We start from the raw sequence: 15,546 nt of genomic DNA on the forward strand, positions 1-15,546 counted from the left end.
ACCTCGGTGCTGCTACTGGCAATGTCGGCACCGGCAGCTTGATACAACTCATCAGCGTAGTACGCTGCTTGACCTGCGCCTGACTGAATGACAACGTCAAACCCAAGCTTACGCAGTTTTTTTACTGCGTCTGGGGTTAGTGCGACACGGCTCTCGCTCGCGCTATCTGCACTGATTACACCGATTTTCATACCGTCTCCTTACGTCTAGTGATTATTCTTCCGTTTTCGTCACTCAATTAGCAACAAGCTTTAGCCTAACGTACTGAAATATGCTAGGAATAACATGATGAAGATGAATAATATGGGTAATAACCACACTACTTTATCAACCTTACCAGGTACAACATACCAACCATCAACTTTCTCAGGTAAACCTTCAGCTGCAAATTTTAACTGCTGACCTTTCACCGTCTGTTCGTGCCAATTTTTTTGCTTACCATCAAGTATCAAGCTTGCAACGATTGACACAACAATGTTGATAGCGCCGCCGATGACGACAAACCAAGGCCATGCGATGGTTGGTGGCGTCCAACTGGTAAACGGAATACCTGCTGCAAACACGTACACACCGATAAAACCAACAATTACACCAATAATAAGGCCTTTCTCTGTAGTGTGTTTTGAAAAGAAACCCAAACCAAAAATAGCCAATTGTGCACCAACAAAATAAGAAGACACTTCTGTAAATGTCTCTAAGATAGATCCTTTACTGTCAATGAATGCGAATGCAATAGGGATAATGAATATTGCCCAAATGATGGTAAAAATACGAGAGGCTGTTAGATAATGCTTCTCGTCGCCATCTTTTTTCATATATGGCTGATAAAAGTCGAGTACGGATATTGTCGCTAGAGAGTTCAATGCCGACGATAAACTTGACATTGAAGCTGATAAGATTGCGGCAGCGATAATGCCCATTAAACCCGGAATAGCCAGCATGTTTGCAAATATCAAGATAATTTGATTTGGTTCTGCAAATACTTTGCCTTTGAAATACACATATAATAAAGCGCCAATAAAAAAGAATAGAAAGTAGATAAAAAATGCAGCAAAGCCCATTAGCAGATAGGATTTTTTGGCATCTCCCATACTCTTTGCACCTAAGGTACGCTGTACCATCATTTGATTACCACCGTATACTGTGATATGAAACAATGTCATCGCGACCACCCCTGCCCAAACCGTTGGGGCAACAGAAAAGTCTAGGCTCCAATTCAATGGATTTAGCTTATCGTTTTCTCCCAGCATAGTGAGAGCTCCTGACATCGGTGAGACTTCTCCAATTAATATGTAAAAGATAATTCCCGCACCAAGGAATAGAATAAATCCCTGCAAGACGTCTGTCCAAATCACAGCATTCATACCACCCATTAGGGTATAGCCTACAACAATAGCTGACATAAAGATGATTGCAGTTTTTGGATCTATACCTGTCGCAAAAGTAATGACAAAAGCCGTAGCAGTTAGGATAGAGGCTGTAGTAATAGTTTGGGTAACCAGAAACAGTGCACTTATAATGGCTCGAGATTTTTTACCAAACCGACGTTCTAAATAATCATAAATAGAGGCGACGCCACTGCTATAAAAGAAAGGTAGGAAAAATACAACAACGATGAAGATGACTATGGGATAGTTGATATGAATGGCGAGGGCTGCCATACCATCACCATATGCCCAAGCAGGTCCACCTAAAAATGACAAGGCACTGATGTAAGTAGCAATTACGGAAATGCCAATGGCCCACCAAGGTGCTGAACGGTCACCAATATAATAATCTTCCGCCGTAGAGATTTTCCGACTCATAAACCAGCCAAGCAAAAGATTGGCTAATAAATAAACAATGACAATCACCCAGTTGAGGGTACCAAAACTTTCCATAATCAAGATCCTTTTATTAATGGCCCTCTCAAGTGCGTAAAGTAAAACTTTATGAGCTTGATTAGGATTTCTTATAAATCAATATGACTTGAGTATATTTAATATTGAATTCGAATGCAATAAATTTGTACAGTGTGTTTTGGCTTGCTCTTATTCTTAGATGAGCGTCAAAATAGACTTATTTAAAGTGAGAGGTATTGCAGGAATAGTAAAATTATAATTACTGAGCTATGCTGAAAAAACCGTAGAAATAAACTTAGTAAACTAACGACTAGAAAAGAAACTTACCATGACCAACAAAATCAGAACTTACAGCATAGAATCTAAAGCAGAAGCTTTTAAGGAGATTGCGGACAGCAATGGCAACTTTTCAGCCACTGCTAAACAGTTTGGCACAGTGATGCAAACCTTATCAAACTGGAATAGTAGAGCCAATTAAGATAAGATTTCCGGCACAGAACAATATGATCTAGATTTTATGGTCGCTATGCAGGGAATAAGGCAGCTTAAAGTGGCTTAAAACGAACGAGAGATCCCAAATGAGGATTGACTGTATGCCTACCTAAGTGTGCAAGGATACGATATCAGTCAATATATGGTTAGAAGCATCAAAGAAGAATACGGTATCAAACGCCGTCGTCACAAGCGCTTTAAAATTACTACCAACTCCGATCATAACAAGCTTGTCTATCCAAACGTGCTAAATCAGAAGTTTTAATTTGTCAGATTGGACTTGTCTGAACTACCCTCTTCCTACCAGTCTGAATAAGCAGAACGCCACCAAGAATCAATAGTAAAGCTATAACCTCTAAACGAGTAATATCCTCTCCTATTATCGCACCAATAATAACAGCAACAACTGGGGCAATATAAGTTGCGCCAGCCGCACGCACCGAGCCTAGCGTCTCAATGATATAGTAATAAATTAGAAAAGCGGCTCCCGTTCCTAATATACCAAGCCCAAAAAACGTTCCCCACATAGCGTGACTGTCTGTTGCTATATTAGTAATGCCATCAAAATCAATCAGTACCGCAAGCGTGATAACAGCGATACCTATTTGCCATGTAGCTAATGCCAGTGGTGGCAGCTTTAGATAAGATAAAAAACGACGTGCATATACGAACGACGCACCAATACTCAAAGAGCCAGTAAGCATCCATAAAACACCTATAACAGATACTCCTGCATCTCCTTGCCATGGTTGTGCACTCAATACAATACCAGCAAACCCTAAAATAATTCCTATCGCCATCTGCTTGGTGGGGCACTCTTCTGGCAAGAATAATGCCGCACCTAAAAACGTAAATATAGGAATTGATCCGCTTAGTAAGCCAGCAATACTGGTGGGCAATAAAGCCGTACCCGCAACAAACCCATAATAATAGAACGAGGTTGCAAGCACCGACATTGCGATAAAGTGAGGTAAATATTTCAGCTGTTCGCGAGTAATAACTTTAGTACGCCATGCTATGAGTGCTAATGGCAAAAATCCAAATAATACTCGCAAAAATACGGTTTGAGAGGGTGAGATCAACGCTGTAGCCCATTTCATAAAAATGAAGTTTGACCCCCAGATCACACCAAGTAAAACCAATGCAGCATATGCGCGAAACATAGAATCAATCTTCATGAGGCAACTCTCTTAGGTATACAAACGTTAATTGGCTCATTAGACGGAACGGATCACACCACCGTCAACACGTATACTCTGACCAGTAATATAACCAGCATCTTCTGATAATAAAAAAGCAATGGCTGAGGCTACTTCCTTAGCCTCACCATAACGTGCCATCGGTACATTTTCACGGCGCTCAGTCACTTCAGGTAAGCTATCGATCCAGCCGGGTAAAACACTATTAATTCGAATACCCTGTGCTGCATAATCATCAGAAAAAATCTTTGTAAAAGCACCAAGGCTGGCACGGAAGGCTGTTGATGTTGGAAAAAGCGAGGTTGGTTGCGATACCCAAGAAGTAGAAATATTGACAATAGAACCACCACATTGTGCCATCATAATAGGAGTAACCAAACGAATAGGACGCACCGCACTGAGAAAATAAACCTCCATTCCTTTATGCCAATCTTCATCAGTAATTTCCAAAATAGGCGCTCGTGGGCCATGACCTGCAGAGTTCACTAGCGCATCAATACGGCCCCATTTTTCCATAGCTAAATTAACCAAGCATTGAACATCAGCATCTATCAAATTAGAACCAGTGACACCAACGCCCCCTAGCTCCTCTGCTAACAACTTACCTTTTCCAGAAGAGGATAAGATAGCTACCTTATAGCCATCCTGTGCAAGCTTACGAGCTGCTGCTGCACCTATACCTGAACCACCTGCCATGATAAGGGCCACTTTTTCTATAGTCATAATATTCTCCATCAGTTATTGTTTTATCTATGATAGCTAATATAATCCAAACTCTCGCACCATAATAAAAGATGCTAGACTGTAGAAAATCTACTGCCTAGAAGAATGTCATGCCAGAGTATTATCGCCCACTACCACCATTAAATGCATTGCGTGCATTTGAAGCCGCTGGTCGTAAGCTAAATTTTCGGGCTGCAGCGGATGAGCTGTTTGTGACCCAAGGAGCTGTTGCTCAGCAAGTTCGTACACTAGAGGAGCACATGGGATTCCCTTTATTTCAAAGGCTACCAAAAGGAGTCGCTCTTACAAGCCAAGGAACCATATACTTTGCAGAAGTCACACGTGCTTTTGATATTTTAAAAAAGGCAACGGCACAAATACTAAAGGAGCCTAATACAGTCACTATTAGTGTGACCCCTACTTTTGCCACCAAGCTATTACTTCCACAGCTTTCTTCACTAACAAATGCTGTTCCTGAAGCAGATTTACGTACTGTCGCAACCGAATCCATTGCAGATTTCGACCGTGATCAGGTAGATATTGCTGTACGCCTTACTCGCCCACCATTTCCTGCTTCATTTGAAACCCAGCTACTGTTTACCCAAAAACTTGTGCCCGTTGCAAGCCCTCATCTTATTAGTCATATAACACTACCTATATCACTCAATCACTTACGTGATATGACACTACTACATGACTCACATAACCACTGGCCACGTTTTTTTAACACTACTGACAAACTATCAGGTACAGTATTTAATCAAACAGCGCTCACTATCGATGCTGCATTAGCTGGTCAGGGAGTTGCTATTGCCTGTCAGGTATTTGTACAAGCGGACTTATCTGCAGGTCGGTTGGTTCAAGTCAGTGATTCAATCTTAACGGTTGAACCTGATTATTACCTTGTACGCAAACGAACATCTAACTCACGACCAACTGTAGATGCAGTGTGGAACTGGTGTATTAAAAATTTAGCAATCAACTGAAGAGTGGATAAAAGGTATAACGTGAGTTAGCCCATTCTTTATAACTATAAAGATATTTAGATACCGTTCAAAATATATTGCTATTGCGGTAGCCTTTCTTTCCAGAGTACTAGAGTACGTCTCAAATTTGAACGACTGTCATTTAACGATAAAAATAACTTTCTGTAATAATTACAGGTGTTGATGACCTCGCTTTAAATAGGAATGAATCAACTTGAAACCTATATGCTTTAATATTTGGAAACAAAGCGATCACTACTAAAAGGCTCTGCATCAATAAATAATGGCTTACCATGGATCATCTCTTCAATAAGACGCCCTGTCACTGGCCCAAGCGTTAAACCTTGATGCGCATGACCAAAAGCAAACCACAAATTGGCGTGTTTATATGCAGGCCCAATAACTGGCTTCATATCAGGCATGCAAGGCCTTGTACCACACCATGCTTCAGATTCTACAGCAATCTCAAGCGGTAGAATCTTGCGTGCATACATCAGTACTGATTCTAACTGATCAAAGTTTTTTGGGTCATCTGACATTGCCATTTCAGCTCCAGTCGTAATTCTAATACCTTGATCCATAGCTCCCATTACAAAGCCTTTTTCTACATCAAATAAGCTGTGAGAAAACGCGCTTTTATCAGTCATTTGAAAGTGTTGATGATAACCACGCATAGGAAATAATGGGATCTTATAACCCAATGGCTCGATGAGATTAGCTGACCAAGGACCTGCAGCAATTACTAATTTCTGACATGAGTAGGTTTCGCCATCTGTCGTAACCTGCCAACCCTCTTCCGTCTGTATAACGCTGTTTACCGTTGACTGCTTTATCTCTCCAGCCATTTTTTCAAAATTTTCAGCATATGCTTTGACAAGATTGCCAGGGCTTTTTATCTGCCAAGAATTTTTCCAATGGATACCACCGACATAGTCTGTAAAATTTATGTTTGGCTCTAACTCTTTTAGCGCTGCTAGCGATAAAACTTCATACTCCACGCCTTGATTAGCCGCTTTTTTTGCTTTGCCAATGGCTTTTTCAAAACTATTGGATAGACGATGAAGCTCAATCCAGCCTATTTTTCTAACTAGCTCATCAGCGCCTGATGCTTTAATCATAGGGTCATGCTCGTTTGTACAATGCTGAATGAGCGTAGACCATTCTTTATCTATCTCTTTAACCTTTTTCGGACTGGAATTTATCCAGTATTGTAATAAGGGGCGCTGAAGATTATAGATAGCAGACCAACGGTATCGAATATCGGTACTATTATTCGGCAATACTCTGAAAACTTCTCTAAAACTTCTAGGAAATGGTTTAATATTTACGGCTTCTCTTGTGATAATACCTGCATTACCATATGACGTTTCTTCTCCTGGTTGCTTTTTATCGAGCAAGAGAACTTGAGAGTTGCTTTTTTGAAGATGCCAGGCTATAGAGGTTCCTACTATACCTGCACCAATAACGATCACGTCATAGCGCATATTAATATCCTTAAATAGTAAGCCCATTTCATTAATTTAAAGTAATTTTCTTTACATGGATTTTCATAAAAAATCAATTTATTGGCTGAATATTTTTATAGCTCAATAGACTGACCTAAACCTTCTTTTTTAGCTTTTTGGGCAATCTTTATGGCAACTGCTGCATCAAAGCTTGCTGCACCAACTGACTTAAATAGCGTAATACCTTTACCCTCATTCGCATCAATACTGATTTTTTTATTGACCAGATCACTTAACGTACCTGTCAGTTGATCCCATATCCAAGTGCTTTGAATGTCATTATGAGCTTGTATTAAATCACCTGCCTCATGTAAACCACCCTCTGCATCATCGATAATAATAGCAGTACTGGCTTCTATAACCGAGTTACTAACCTCTTTCATCGTTGCTTGATAAGCACCAACCGCATTAATATGAGCATCCGGCTTTACTTGTGAAGCTTCAAAAAGTCCTGTCGTTGCTCGTGTCGCAAGATTAATAATATCAGCGTTTTTGATAGCCTCTTCGACACTTTCACAAACTTTAAAATCGACTTGCCATTGTGGATATTCTTGCTCAAATTTGTTCTGAAATTTATGTGCCGTCTGAGGTGTCCTGTTCCAAACAGTTACTTTTTTAATATTTGGACGCACAGTGAGTATCGCATTGAGTTGCTCATATGCCATTCCTCCAGTGCCTATCACCGCTGCCTCACTACTAGCTGGATTTGCTAAATATTTAGTCGCAATTCCGGACAGTGCTGCTGTTCGTACTTGAGTGATATATATACCATCCAAAAATGCCAGTACCTCTCCTGTTTCATTGTCTGATACGGTAATGACTGCCATGGTTGTTGGCTTATCACGCTTAGGGTTGTCTGGACAGATATTTACCAGCTTTACCACTGCATACTCGTTATCACCATCAAAAACTACTGAGGGCATAGATAGATGTGAGCCAGATGTGTTTTTGTTACTTTCCTCAAAAGTAGGAATCACTAGGCGCTCAGGTGTCTTAATCCATGTTGGATGATCGCCTTGTACTTTGAGTAAATCCTCAATAGCGTTGATTGCCATTGACATCGTCAGTTGTTTTTTTACCGTATTAATATCTAAAATTTGCATAATTATCCCCAAACTGCCCTGTGAATTTGTTATTACGGATTATAAAGATGTTATAGAGCATAGAAATTAAACATCATTAATACCTAAGTTCTTTTATTCAATATCAAAAATCTTACCGCGGTTCATAATGTTGTTTGGATCGAATACTTTTTTGACTTCTCGTAAATAATCAATTTCAGTTTCGCTACGGCTGTACTGTAGATAAGGCTTTTTGGTCATACCCACGCCATGCTCAGCAGAGACTGAACCGCCATATTTTTGTACCGTCTCGAACACGTGTTTATTGACAACCTGACACTCAGCAAAGAAATCATCCTTGTTCATATTCTCAGGCTTTAGGATATTGAGATGTAAGTTACCATCACCGATATGACCGAACCAACAGACTTCAAAGTCAGGGTAATTACTGCTAACGATGTGATCAATTTGTTCTATAAACTCTGGCACATGGCTGATAAGCACAGACACATCATTTTTATAAGGCGTAAATACCGAGATAGTCTCTGAGATATACTCTCGCAGCTTCCACAGCTCTGCCGCTTGCGTGAGGTTTTGGCTCATGACACCATCTACAACCCAACCTTGTTCCATGCAATCCTCAAATATGGCCATGGCTTTATCCATGATGGGCTCGTAGGGTGTTTCAAACTCTAATAGCGTATAAAATTTGGTGCGAGATTCAAACGGCTCTTGCACTTGACCATGTGCCATCAGCTTATCAATGGCCACACCATCAAAGAATTCAAAGGCGGTCAAATCAATCTTCGCTTGAAAAGCGGATAGCACGTTCATCACATCGTTAAAGCTGTCCATGCCGAGTACCATGACACTTAAGTCTTGTGGCTGACGCTCAAGCTTGATTTGTGCATGAGTGACTAGGCCAAGCGTGCCTTCGCTACCGATAAATAATTGACGTAAGTCATAACCCGTGGCGTTCTTTACCATACCGCGGTTGAGATGCAAGATATCACCTTTACCTGTGACGACAGTCAGTCCCATAATCCATTGGCGCGTCATACCATAACGAATGACTTTGATACCGCCAGCATTGGTTCCGATATTGCCACCGATTTGACTTGATCCTGCTGAGGCAAAGTCGACAGGATAGTACAAGTCTTTGGACTCTGCGAACTGTTGCAGCTGCTGAGTGATCACGCCTGCTTCAACTTCAACCATGCGATCTGCAGGATAGAACTGTCCGATATGATTCATTTTATCCATGCTGACGACGATTTCACCGTTGGCAGCGACAGCACCAGCAGAGAGTCCTGTACGACCACCACTGGGGGTCAAGACAATATTGTGTTCATTGGCAAGAAGTACGATGGATTGCACTTGCTCTGTGCTCTTTGGAAAGACGATAGCAGATGCAGCTGGGGCAAAATGCTTGGTCCAGTCTTTGCCCCAATGCTCTAAACTCTCAGCGTCAGTTTTGATTTGGCTAGCATCGTACTTATAGTCATGTAATAGCGACTGTATTAGGGTATTGATAACGACTTGAGATGATTCTAAAAGTTCATGCACCAGATGTATTCCCTACTATGATGAAAGATAGAACAGACCACCTAATTACCACGTACCATACCAATGGTGTTTATATTGATAATTATCAGTGAGACCTTTAATGAAATATCTATTATTGCTACCTGATATTTACGTTAGCGAATAATTTTTAAGCATTGCCCTGCATGATACAGAGTAAGGCCTACCTCGGTAAATACAGACTTCATACTCGATAAAGCGACTTTGGATTCCTTTAGCGTTTTAAAAGGCAGTGGGATACTGCTTCTATCTCCCGTTAGAATATAATCAGCAAAGCATTTGCCCATTAGTGTACCAGTGGTAATACCACGGCCATTGTAAGCTGTGGCTGTTAGAATGCCTTCATCAGGCTCTAATACCCGAAAAATATGGTCTTGCGTAAAGCCAAAATTTCCATACCATTCATATTGCCAATTAAACTTAGGTAAATCGGGGTAATAGCTTTTTTGCACACAATCTGCCCATGACTGATAAAAAGATTTGGGCTTACAAGCTCTACCACCTACTGTACCGAGTAGCAGACGGTCGTCATGATCGCGGCGAAAACTAGACAAGGCCAAGCGGGTATCCCAAGCCCCATTTTTATGAGGCAAGATACGATCGGCCAACTCACCCGTCAGAGGTTCAGAAGCTATTTGGTAATAAGAGACAAAGTAAAAAGTCTTAGATACTTCGGTCCATTCACCTTCAGTATAAGCGTTGGTTGCGATAATAACGCGCTCTGCTTTTACGCTAGCTTTAGGCGTTCTTACATACCACTCCCCATCAGATTTTTCTAAAGTACTGACCATAGAATGCTCATAAATCATCACTCCTAATTCAGTTGCTACTTTTGCAAGACCATTCACATAAGCTAATGGGTTCAACGTGCCTGTGCGGTGATCTAATAGCGCCTTATTAATGCTAGTAGTGCCACAATATTCATGGCAACGGCTACCCTTTAGTACTTCTACATTCACACCGCGGCGCTTCAGTTGCTCATATCTAATATCAACATCAGCCTCACCTTTAGCATTATGAGCCATATGAATATTGCCATTTTGAGTGGCTTGTGCATCAATTCCGTAGCGTGAAATCAAGTCAAATACAAGACTGGGCGCATGTCCTAATGCCTCTGTCAAACGCTCACCTTCAACTTCGCCCAAAGCTATATTTAAATCATCAGGACGTGCCCAAGTACCTGCATTGACCAGACCAACACTTTTCCCAGAACCACCACTACCAATACTCTGGCTCTCTAACAGGGTGACTTTGACCCCTTTTTCTGCTAAATGGATAGCAGCTGATAATCCTGTATAACCGCCACCAATGATACAAACACTGGTCTGGGTATCGCTACGAAGCTCATCATAGGGATGAATTTTGGGCGCAGTTACGCTCCACAAACATTGCTCTTGCAACATTTCGTACTCCGGTGAAGTTATAATTTATTGAGAGAAGGTACTGTGGTATCTGTAGCCGCAACAGGTTCGTCACGCGGTATGAATTTATCCAACACAGCCCATAGCAAACCAAATAAAGGAGACAACCAACAGGCAAAGGCAAAAGGTGCATAGGTTAATGTTGCTATACCTAGCGTGGCGGCGACAAAACTACCACCCATGTTCCAAGGAATTAGCGGTGATAATAGCGTACCCGCATCTTCAATAGATCGTGTCAGTGTGGTTCGTTTATAGCCCATTTCCTTATACTTATCTTTGAGCAGACGTCCTGGGAGTACCAACGTGGTATAGACATCACCAATAATCGTTCCTACTCCAAGAACACTGGCATAGGTTGTGAGAATCAAGCCTAAACGCGATTTCACTATTTTATCTACTTTTACCATAATGGCTTTGAGCGTACCGTAATGCTCAAGCGAACCCACAAACGCTAGTGCAAAAATAGTTAGAGTGACAACCCATGTCATCGACATTAGGCCACCTTTTGATAATAATTTATCAACGACCTCAAAACCCGTTTCACTCTTAAAACCATTCTGTAAAACATTGAAAATTTCGCTAACACCAATGCCTTGCATGAAGAATGCTACTAATGAGGCGACCACCACGCCACTCAACACAGTAGGTATAGCGGGTACTTTCATAATAGCAGCACCAACTACCACCACAGCAGGTAATAGAGTAATAATACTCAAGCTATAGTTATCGGCTAGTGTGCTTTGCAATGCTTGAATAGAAGACATGTCGACACTATCATCACCGTAACTAATGCCAATCCAAGCATACAGCGCTAAAGCTGTGAGCATCGCAGGAATTGTCGTCGGTAACATACCTTTGATATGGTCCCAAAGATCCACACCAGCGGCGGCAGGGGTTAAATTGGTTGTATCAGACAACGGCGACATTTTGTCACCAAAGAAAGCGCCAGAGACAATAGCTCCGCCTGTAAAATGTGCCGGGATACCAAGGCCCATACCAATACCCATCATGGCAAGCCCTACTGTGCCCACAGTACCCCAAGATGTACCAGTAGCAACCGAGATAATGGCACAAATAAGACAGACAGAGACCAAAAATGAAGACGGCGAAAAAATGCTAAATCCATAATAAAGAATGGTCGGCACTGTCCCTGCTATAATCCAAGACCCAATCAGCATGCCCACGCCCATCAGAATAATCATGGCGGGTAAGCCTATTTTTACCACTTTTAAAAATCGCTCCTCCATACCCATCCAATCTCGGCCACGCAGCTTCATAAATAAGCCAGTGATTAGAATGCCGCAAGCTAATGGAATATGAGGAGTAAAGTCTTTGAACACAAAAAACTGTACCATCAAAATCATGGCGGTTAAGAGCAGTGGAGCAATATCGAGTAAGAAACTAGAGGAGGCTTCGTAGCCATCTTTAGTAGGATCGTGTTGTTTGTCATCAATCATGATAGTTCTACCTTCCTTAGTCATAACCATTACTAGTAGTAACTATTGATAGTTATAAAACTCACTATCAATAGTTGGAATAATCAATCCTTAGCTAATTTGTGGCTTAAGAATTTTAACGACACGAAGCATATTTCTCTTAGCCAAAATTAATACCTTGAGCAAGTGGCAACTCTGTTGAGTAATTAACAGTATTAGTTTGACGACGCATATAATTCTTCCAGGCATCTGATCCTGACTCACGACCACCGCCTGTTTCCTTTTCACCACCGAATGCCCCACCAATTTCAGCACCACTGGTACCAATATTGACGTTGGCAATACCGCAATCACTGCCACGATCGCTCAAAAATATCTCAGCCTCACGCAGATCATTGGTAAATACACATGATGATAATCCTTGAGGCACATCGTTTTGCATCTCTAGCGCATCATCAAATTTTTTGTAAGTCATGACATATAGAATGGGTGCAAAGGTCTCAGTTCTTACGACATCGTTTTGCTCATCAAATTCGACAATAGCAGGCGTCACATAATAAGCATTTGGGTATTTATCTGACAATACACGCTCACCGCCTGTGACTTTGCCACCAGCACTTCTTGCTTTTTCTAATGCTTCTTGCATATTTTCGAAACTGTCTTTGTCAATCAGTGGACCTACTAGATTGCCTTCTAATGGGTGCCCAATACTGACTGTCGAATATGCAGCCTTAACCCGTGGCAAAATATCATCTTTGACGGTTTCATGAACAAACAGACGGCGTAATGTTGTACAACGCTGACCTGCAGTACCCACTGCCGAAAATAGAATGCCACGTAATGCTAAATCCAAATCAGCTGTTGGGGCCAAGATCATTGCATTATTACCACCAAGCTCTAGCAAACATTTACCAAAGCGTTCAGCAACTTTAGGTCCAACCGTTTTACCCATGCGGGTACTGCCCGTGGCACTAACCAATGCAATATCTTTACTTTCGACTAAAGCATTGCCTACATCCGTTTTGCCTAATAGGACTTGTGACAAATGAGAAGGGGCATCACCGAATTTTGCTAATGCTTTTTCGAACATGGCCTGACAAGCCAATGCGACAAGCGGTGCTTTTTCTGATGGCTTCCAAATAACAGGGTTACCACAAACGATAGCAAGCGCTGTATTCCAAGCCCAAACTGCCACTGGAAAGTTAAAGGCCGAGATAACACCAATGACGCCAAGTGGATGCCAAGTTTCACGCATATGATGACCCGGACGCTCTGATGCGATGGTCAAACCATATAATTGACGTGACACCCCTACTGCAAAGTCACAGATGTCGATCATCTCTTGTACTTCGCCAAGACCTTCTTCTTTAATCTTGCCAGCTTCAAGCGATACTAAGAAACCCAAATCTTCTTTATGCTCACGCAATACTTCACCTAACAGACGAATCAGCTCACCACGCTTTGGCGCAGGAACCGTGCGCCATGCTTGAAAAGCAGTTTTGGCGTTTTGAATTTTGGTATTAACTTCGGCAATGCTGTCTAAGGTAATTTTGCCAATAACAGTGCCATCAATCGGGGTATTTATTTCAAAGTCACCATTTTGATATTGTTCTTCTTGTACGCCCATTGCAGACATATATTGCTTAATCATAATCAATCCTTTATATATTGGTTTATTAGTTTCTCAACACACTTCTTAAATTACCTTGCAGACCAATAAGTTGCAAAATAATAAAATTCTTGTAGTCATTCCATTTAGGAATGGGCCTTAAATATATGCGTTAATATCACTATTAACTGCAACCAGCGAGACATTTTTTTAGGCTTTGTGCCTGTATTTCTTCATACAATTTGAGCTCGTCATAGACTTTAGACCCTAACGCTTTTTCAAACTCCTGCTGGTTTGAAGCGTTATCGTAGCTATTATTTTTACTCTGATTGAGGTTAGATTGAAAAATTCCTGCTGCACTCACAGGTAAAAAATCCTCATAAACAATTGGCTCAATACGAATGACTCCATCATCAATAAGTTTGCTGATCTCAGCACGAGATACTGCATTCAAATCAACCTTGTCAAATGCTGCTGCTAACAATGCTCGATCTTTACAAGAGTCATGAATGTTATCCGTCAGCTGATAATAGAAATAAGCCAGATCTGTATCATGTAGGGCCTGATAGTTGTCAGGGAATTTGCTAAATGTCTCGTCTAGAATCTGATAGTACTGAGACGCATTGTCTTCATTAGGTGTTATCCCTAACTGGTTACGAGCTTCGTTAAGCAACTGGTCATATAACGCTCTACCCTTTGGCGTTAAAGCTACTCCACGTTGCTCAATTTCACCGAAGCGTGCTGTATGAAACCCTTGCTCATAGCCATCACAGCACTCATCTAAATCACCTATATTGGCAGTTTTGAAGCTCACAGCCTCTTCCAACGCTTTAAAACTTGTTTGTCTTAACAAGATCGGACAAGCTCTTCGAGGTGGGCCTTCAATAATGGCTTTTGACGGTATACCTCCTGCCTGCATTTTCTGTTGAGCCGCATCAATATCCAATGTTCTGGGTGTTAAATGATTGATATGAGGGCCCTTAAAACCCACCACATCAGCAATCAGAGGATGCTGATGTAATAACCGCTGGTATAGCTCTTTTGTCACAGGAGTTTTGTCATGCCACCGAAAAGTCTGTAACGCTTCTTTTATGAAACACTGAGCATCCTCAGGTATTAATCCATCTTGCATCTCAAAACGTTCAATAAGGCCAATCACTTCATCGGTGAAAATACGACGCTTTTGCAGTGTCGCAGTTGCCTCTCTTTCAAGAGCCTCATCACCAATGAGATCTAGACGCAATAATGAGGTAAATACCCGAAAAGGGCTTTTATGCGACGAATGAGGATCTAGTGTTCGAAATGCCGTCGAATGCACTGGCACTCCAGCAGGAGCTAAGTCATAGTAGCCCACAGGATACATACCCATAACTGCAAAAAGACGGCGCATCATGCTCAACTCTGTTGCTGTACCCAATCGAATTGCCCCATGACGCTCCATACTCAAGCGCTCGATTTCTCCCGTGTGTAATAATTGAGTTTTGGTATCAGGATGCGTGGTCAAGACCTCAGCATTCACCTCACTGACTAGATCGATAAGATTGCCGTATAACGGCACTTCTTCTTGATACATAGCGGACATAGCCATCGAAAACTCATGGCGAATATCATCACTACTCATAAAATCGTGATTACTCATAGATATTTATCCTTTTTATATCTACCGCGGGCTTGAATCCCATTATTAAT

Annotated in this window: 11 protein-coding genes and 2 pseudogenes; 2 read left to right on the top strand and 11 right to left on the bottom strand. The window is 41.5% G+C overall.

The features are described 5' to 3' along the window. Together I6E61_RS04985 and I6E61_RS04990 are read right to left on the bottom strand one after the other, a co-directional pair. Positions 1-191: pseudogene (locus tag I6E61_RS04985) on the bottom strand (NAD(P)(+) transhydrogenase (Re/Si-specific) subunit alpha); the annotation flags it as partial. 60 nt (positions 192-251) lie between these two features. Then, positions 252-1,880 (bottom strand): sodium/solute symporter, encoded by a 1,629-nt coding sequence (locus tag I6E61_RS04990; protein WP_197130849.1) that lies wholly within the window; start codon positions 1,878-1,880, stop codon positions 252-254. A gap of 289 nt (positions 1,881-2,169) precedes the next feature. On the opposite strand from I6E61_RS04990, the pseudogene I6E61_RS14175 reads away from it, so the two are divergent. Beyond that, a pseudogene (locus I6E61_RS14175) lies at positions 2,170-2,595 on the top strand (IS3 family transposase); the annotation flags it as partial. A gap of 7 nt (positions 2,596-2,602) precedes the next feature. Here I6E61_RS14175 and I6E61_RS05000 read toward each other — a convergent pair. After that, the gene (locus I6E61_RS05000) at positions 2,603-3,511 is read right to left on the bottom strand and encodes a DMT family transporter (RefSeq protein WP_265091281.1); all 909 of its coding nucleotides are present in this window, start codon (positions 3,509-3,511) and stop codon (positions 2,603-2,605) included. 39 nt (positions 3,512-3,550) lie between these two features. Beyond that, positions 3,551-4,255: an SDR family oxidoreductase gene (locus tag I6E61_RS05005; RefSeq protein ID WP_197130854.1), complete on the bottom strand. Its 705-nt coding sequence runs from the start codon at positions 4,253-4,255 to the stop codon at positions 3,551-3,553. Between the two features lie 110 nt (positions 4,256-4,365). Here I6E61_RS05005 and I6E61_RS05010 point away from each other — a divergent pair, with 110 nt between their 5' ends. After that, positions 4,366-5,241 (top strand): LysR substrate-binding domain-containing protein, encoded by an 876-nt coding sequence (locus I6E61_RS05010; protein ID WP_197130856.1) that lies wholly within the window; start codon positions 4,366-4,368, stop codon positions 5,239-5,241. A 230-nt stretch (positions 5,242-5,471) separates the two neighbouring features. Here the strand turns inward: I6E61_RS05010 and I6E61_RS05015 are convergent, their stop codons facing one another. The 7 genes from I6E61_RS05015 to I6E61_RS05045 all read right to left on the bottom strand — a co-directional run bounded on the left by I6E61_RS05015 (position 5,472) and on the right by I6E61_RS05045 (position 15,496). Beyond that, the gene (locus tag I6E61_RS05015) at positions 5,472-6,725 is read right to left on the bottom strand and encodes an FAD-binding oxidoreductase (protein ID WP_197130858.1); all 1,254 of its coding nucleotides are present in this window, start codon (positions 6,723-6,725) and stop codon (positions 5,472-5,474) included. Between the two features lie 95 nt (positions 6,726-6,820). Further along, a complete protein-coding gene (locus I6E61_RS05020; protein WP_197130860.1) occupies positions 6,821-7,849 on the bottom strand; it encodes an ornithine cyclodeaminase family protein in 1,029 nt (342 codons plus the stop codon). A gap of 93 nt (positions 7,850-7,942) precedes the next feature. Further along, entirely contained in the window at positions 7,943-9,340 is a 1,398-nt protein-coding gene (locus I6E61_RS05025; RefSeq protein ID WP_197131974.1) for an FAD-binding oxidoreductase, read from the bottom strand. Between the two features lie 167 nt (positions 9,341-9,507). Continuing rightward, positions 9,508-10,794: an FAD-binding oxidoreductase gene (locus I6E61_RS05030; protein ID WP_197130861.1), complete on the bottom strand. Its 1,287-nt coding sequence runs from the start codon at positions 10,792-10,794 to the stop codon at positions 9,508-9,510. A 17-nt stretch (positions 10,795-10,811) separates the two neighbouring features. Then, the gene (gene nhaC, locus I6E61_RS05035; protein ID WP_197130863.1) at positions 10,812-12,269 is read right to left on the bottom strand and encodes a Na+/H+ antiporter NhaC; all 1,458 of its coding nucleotides are present in this window, start codon (positions 12,267-12,269) and stop codon (positions 10,812-10,814) included. A gap of 139 nt (positions 12,270-12,408) precedes the next feature. Beyond that, the gene (locus I6E61_RS05040) at positions 12,409-13,899 is read right to left on the bottom strand and encodes an aldehyde dehydrogenase family protein (protein WP_197130864.1); all 1,491 of its coding nucleotides are present in this window, start codon (positions 13,897-13,899) and stop codon (positions 12,409-12,411) included. Between the two features lie 142 nt (positions 13,900-14,041). After that, positions 14,042-15,496: a VOC family protein gene (locus I6E61_RS05045; protein ID WP_197130865.1), complete on the bottom strand. Its 1,455-nt coding sequence runs from the start codon at positions 15,494-15,496 to the stop codon at positions 14,042-14,044. Positions 15,497-15,546 lie beyond the last annotated feature (50 nt).

Origin of the sequence: Psychrobacter sp. NZS113 (genome assembly GCF_015864825.1) — a bacterium.
Classification (GTDB): domain Bacteria; phylum Pseudomonadota; class Gammaproteobacteria; order Pseudomonadales; family Moraxellaceae; genus Psychrobacter.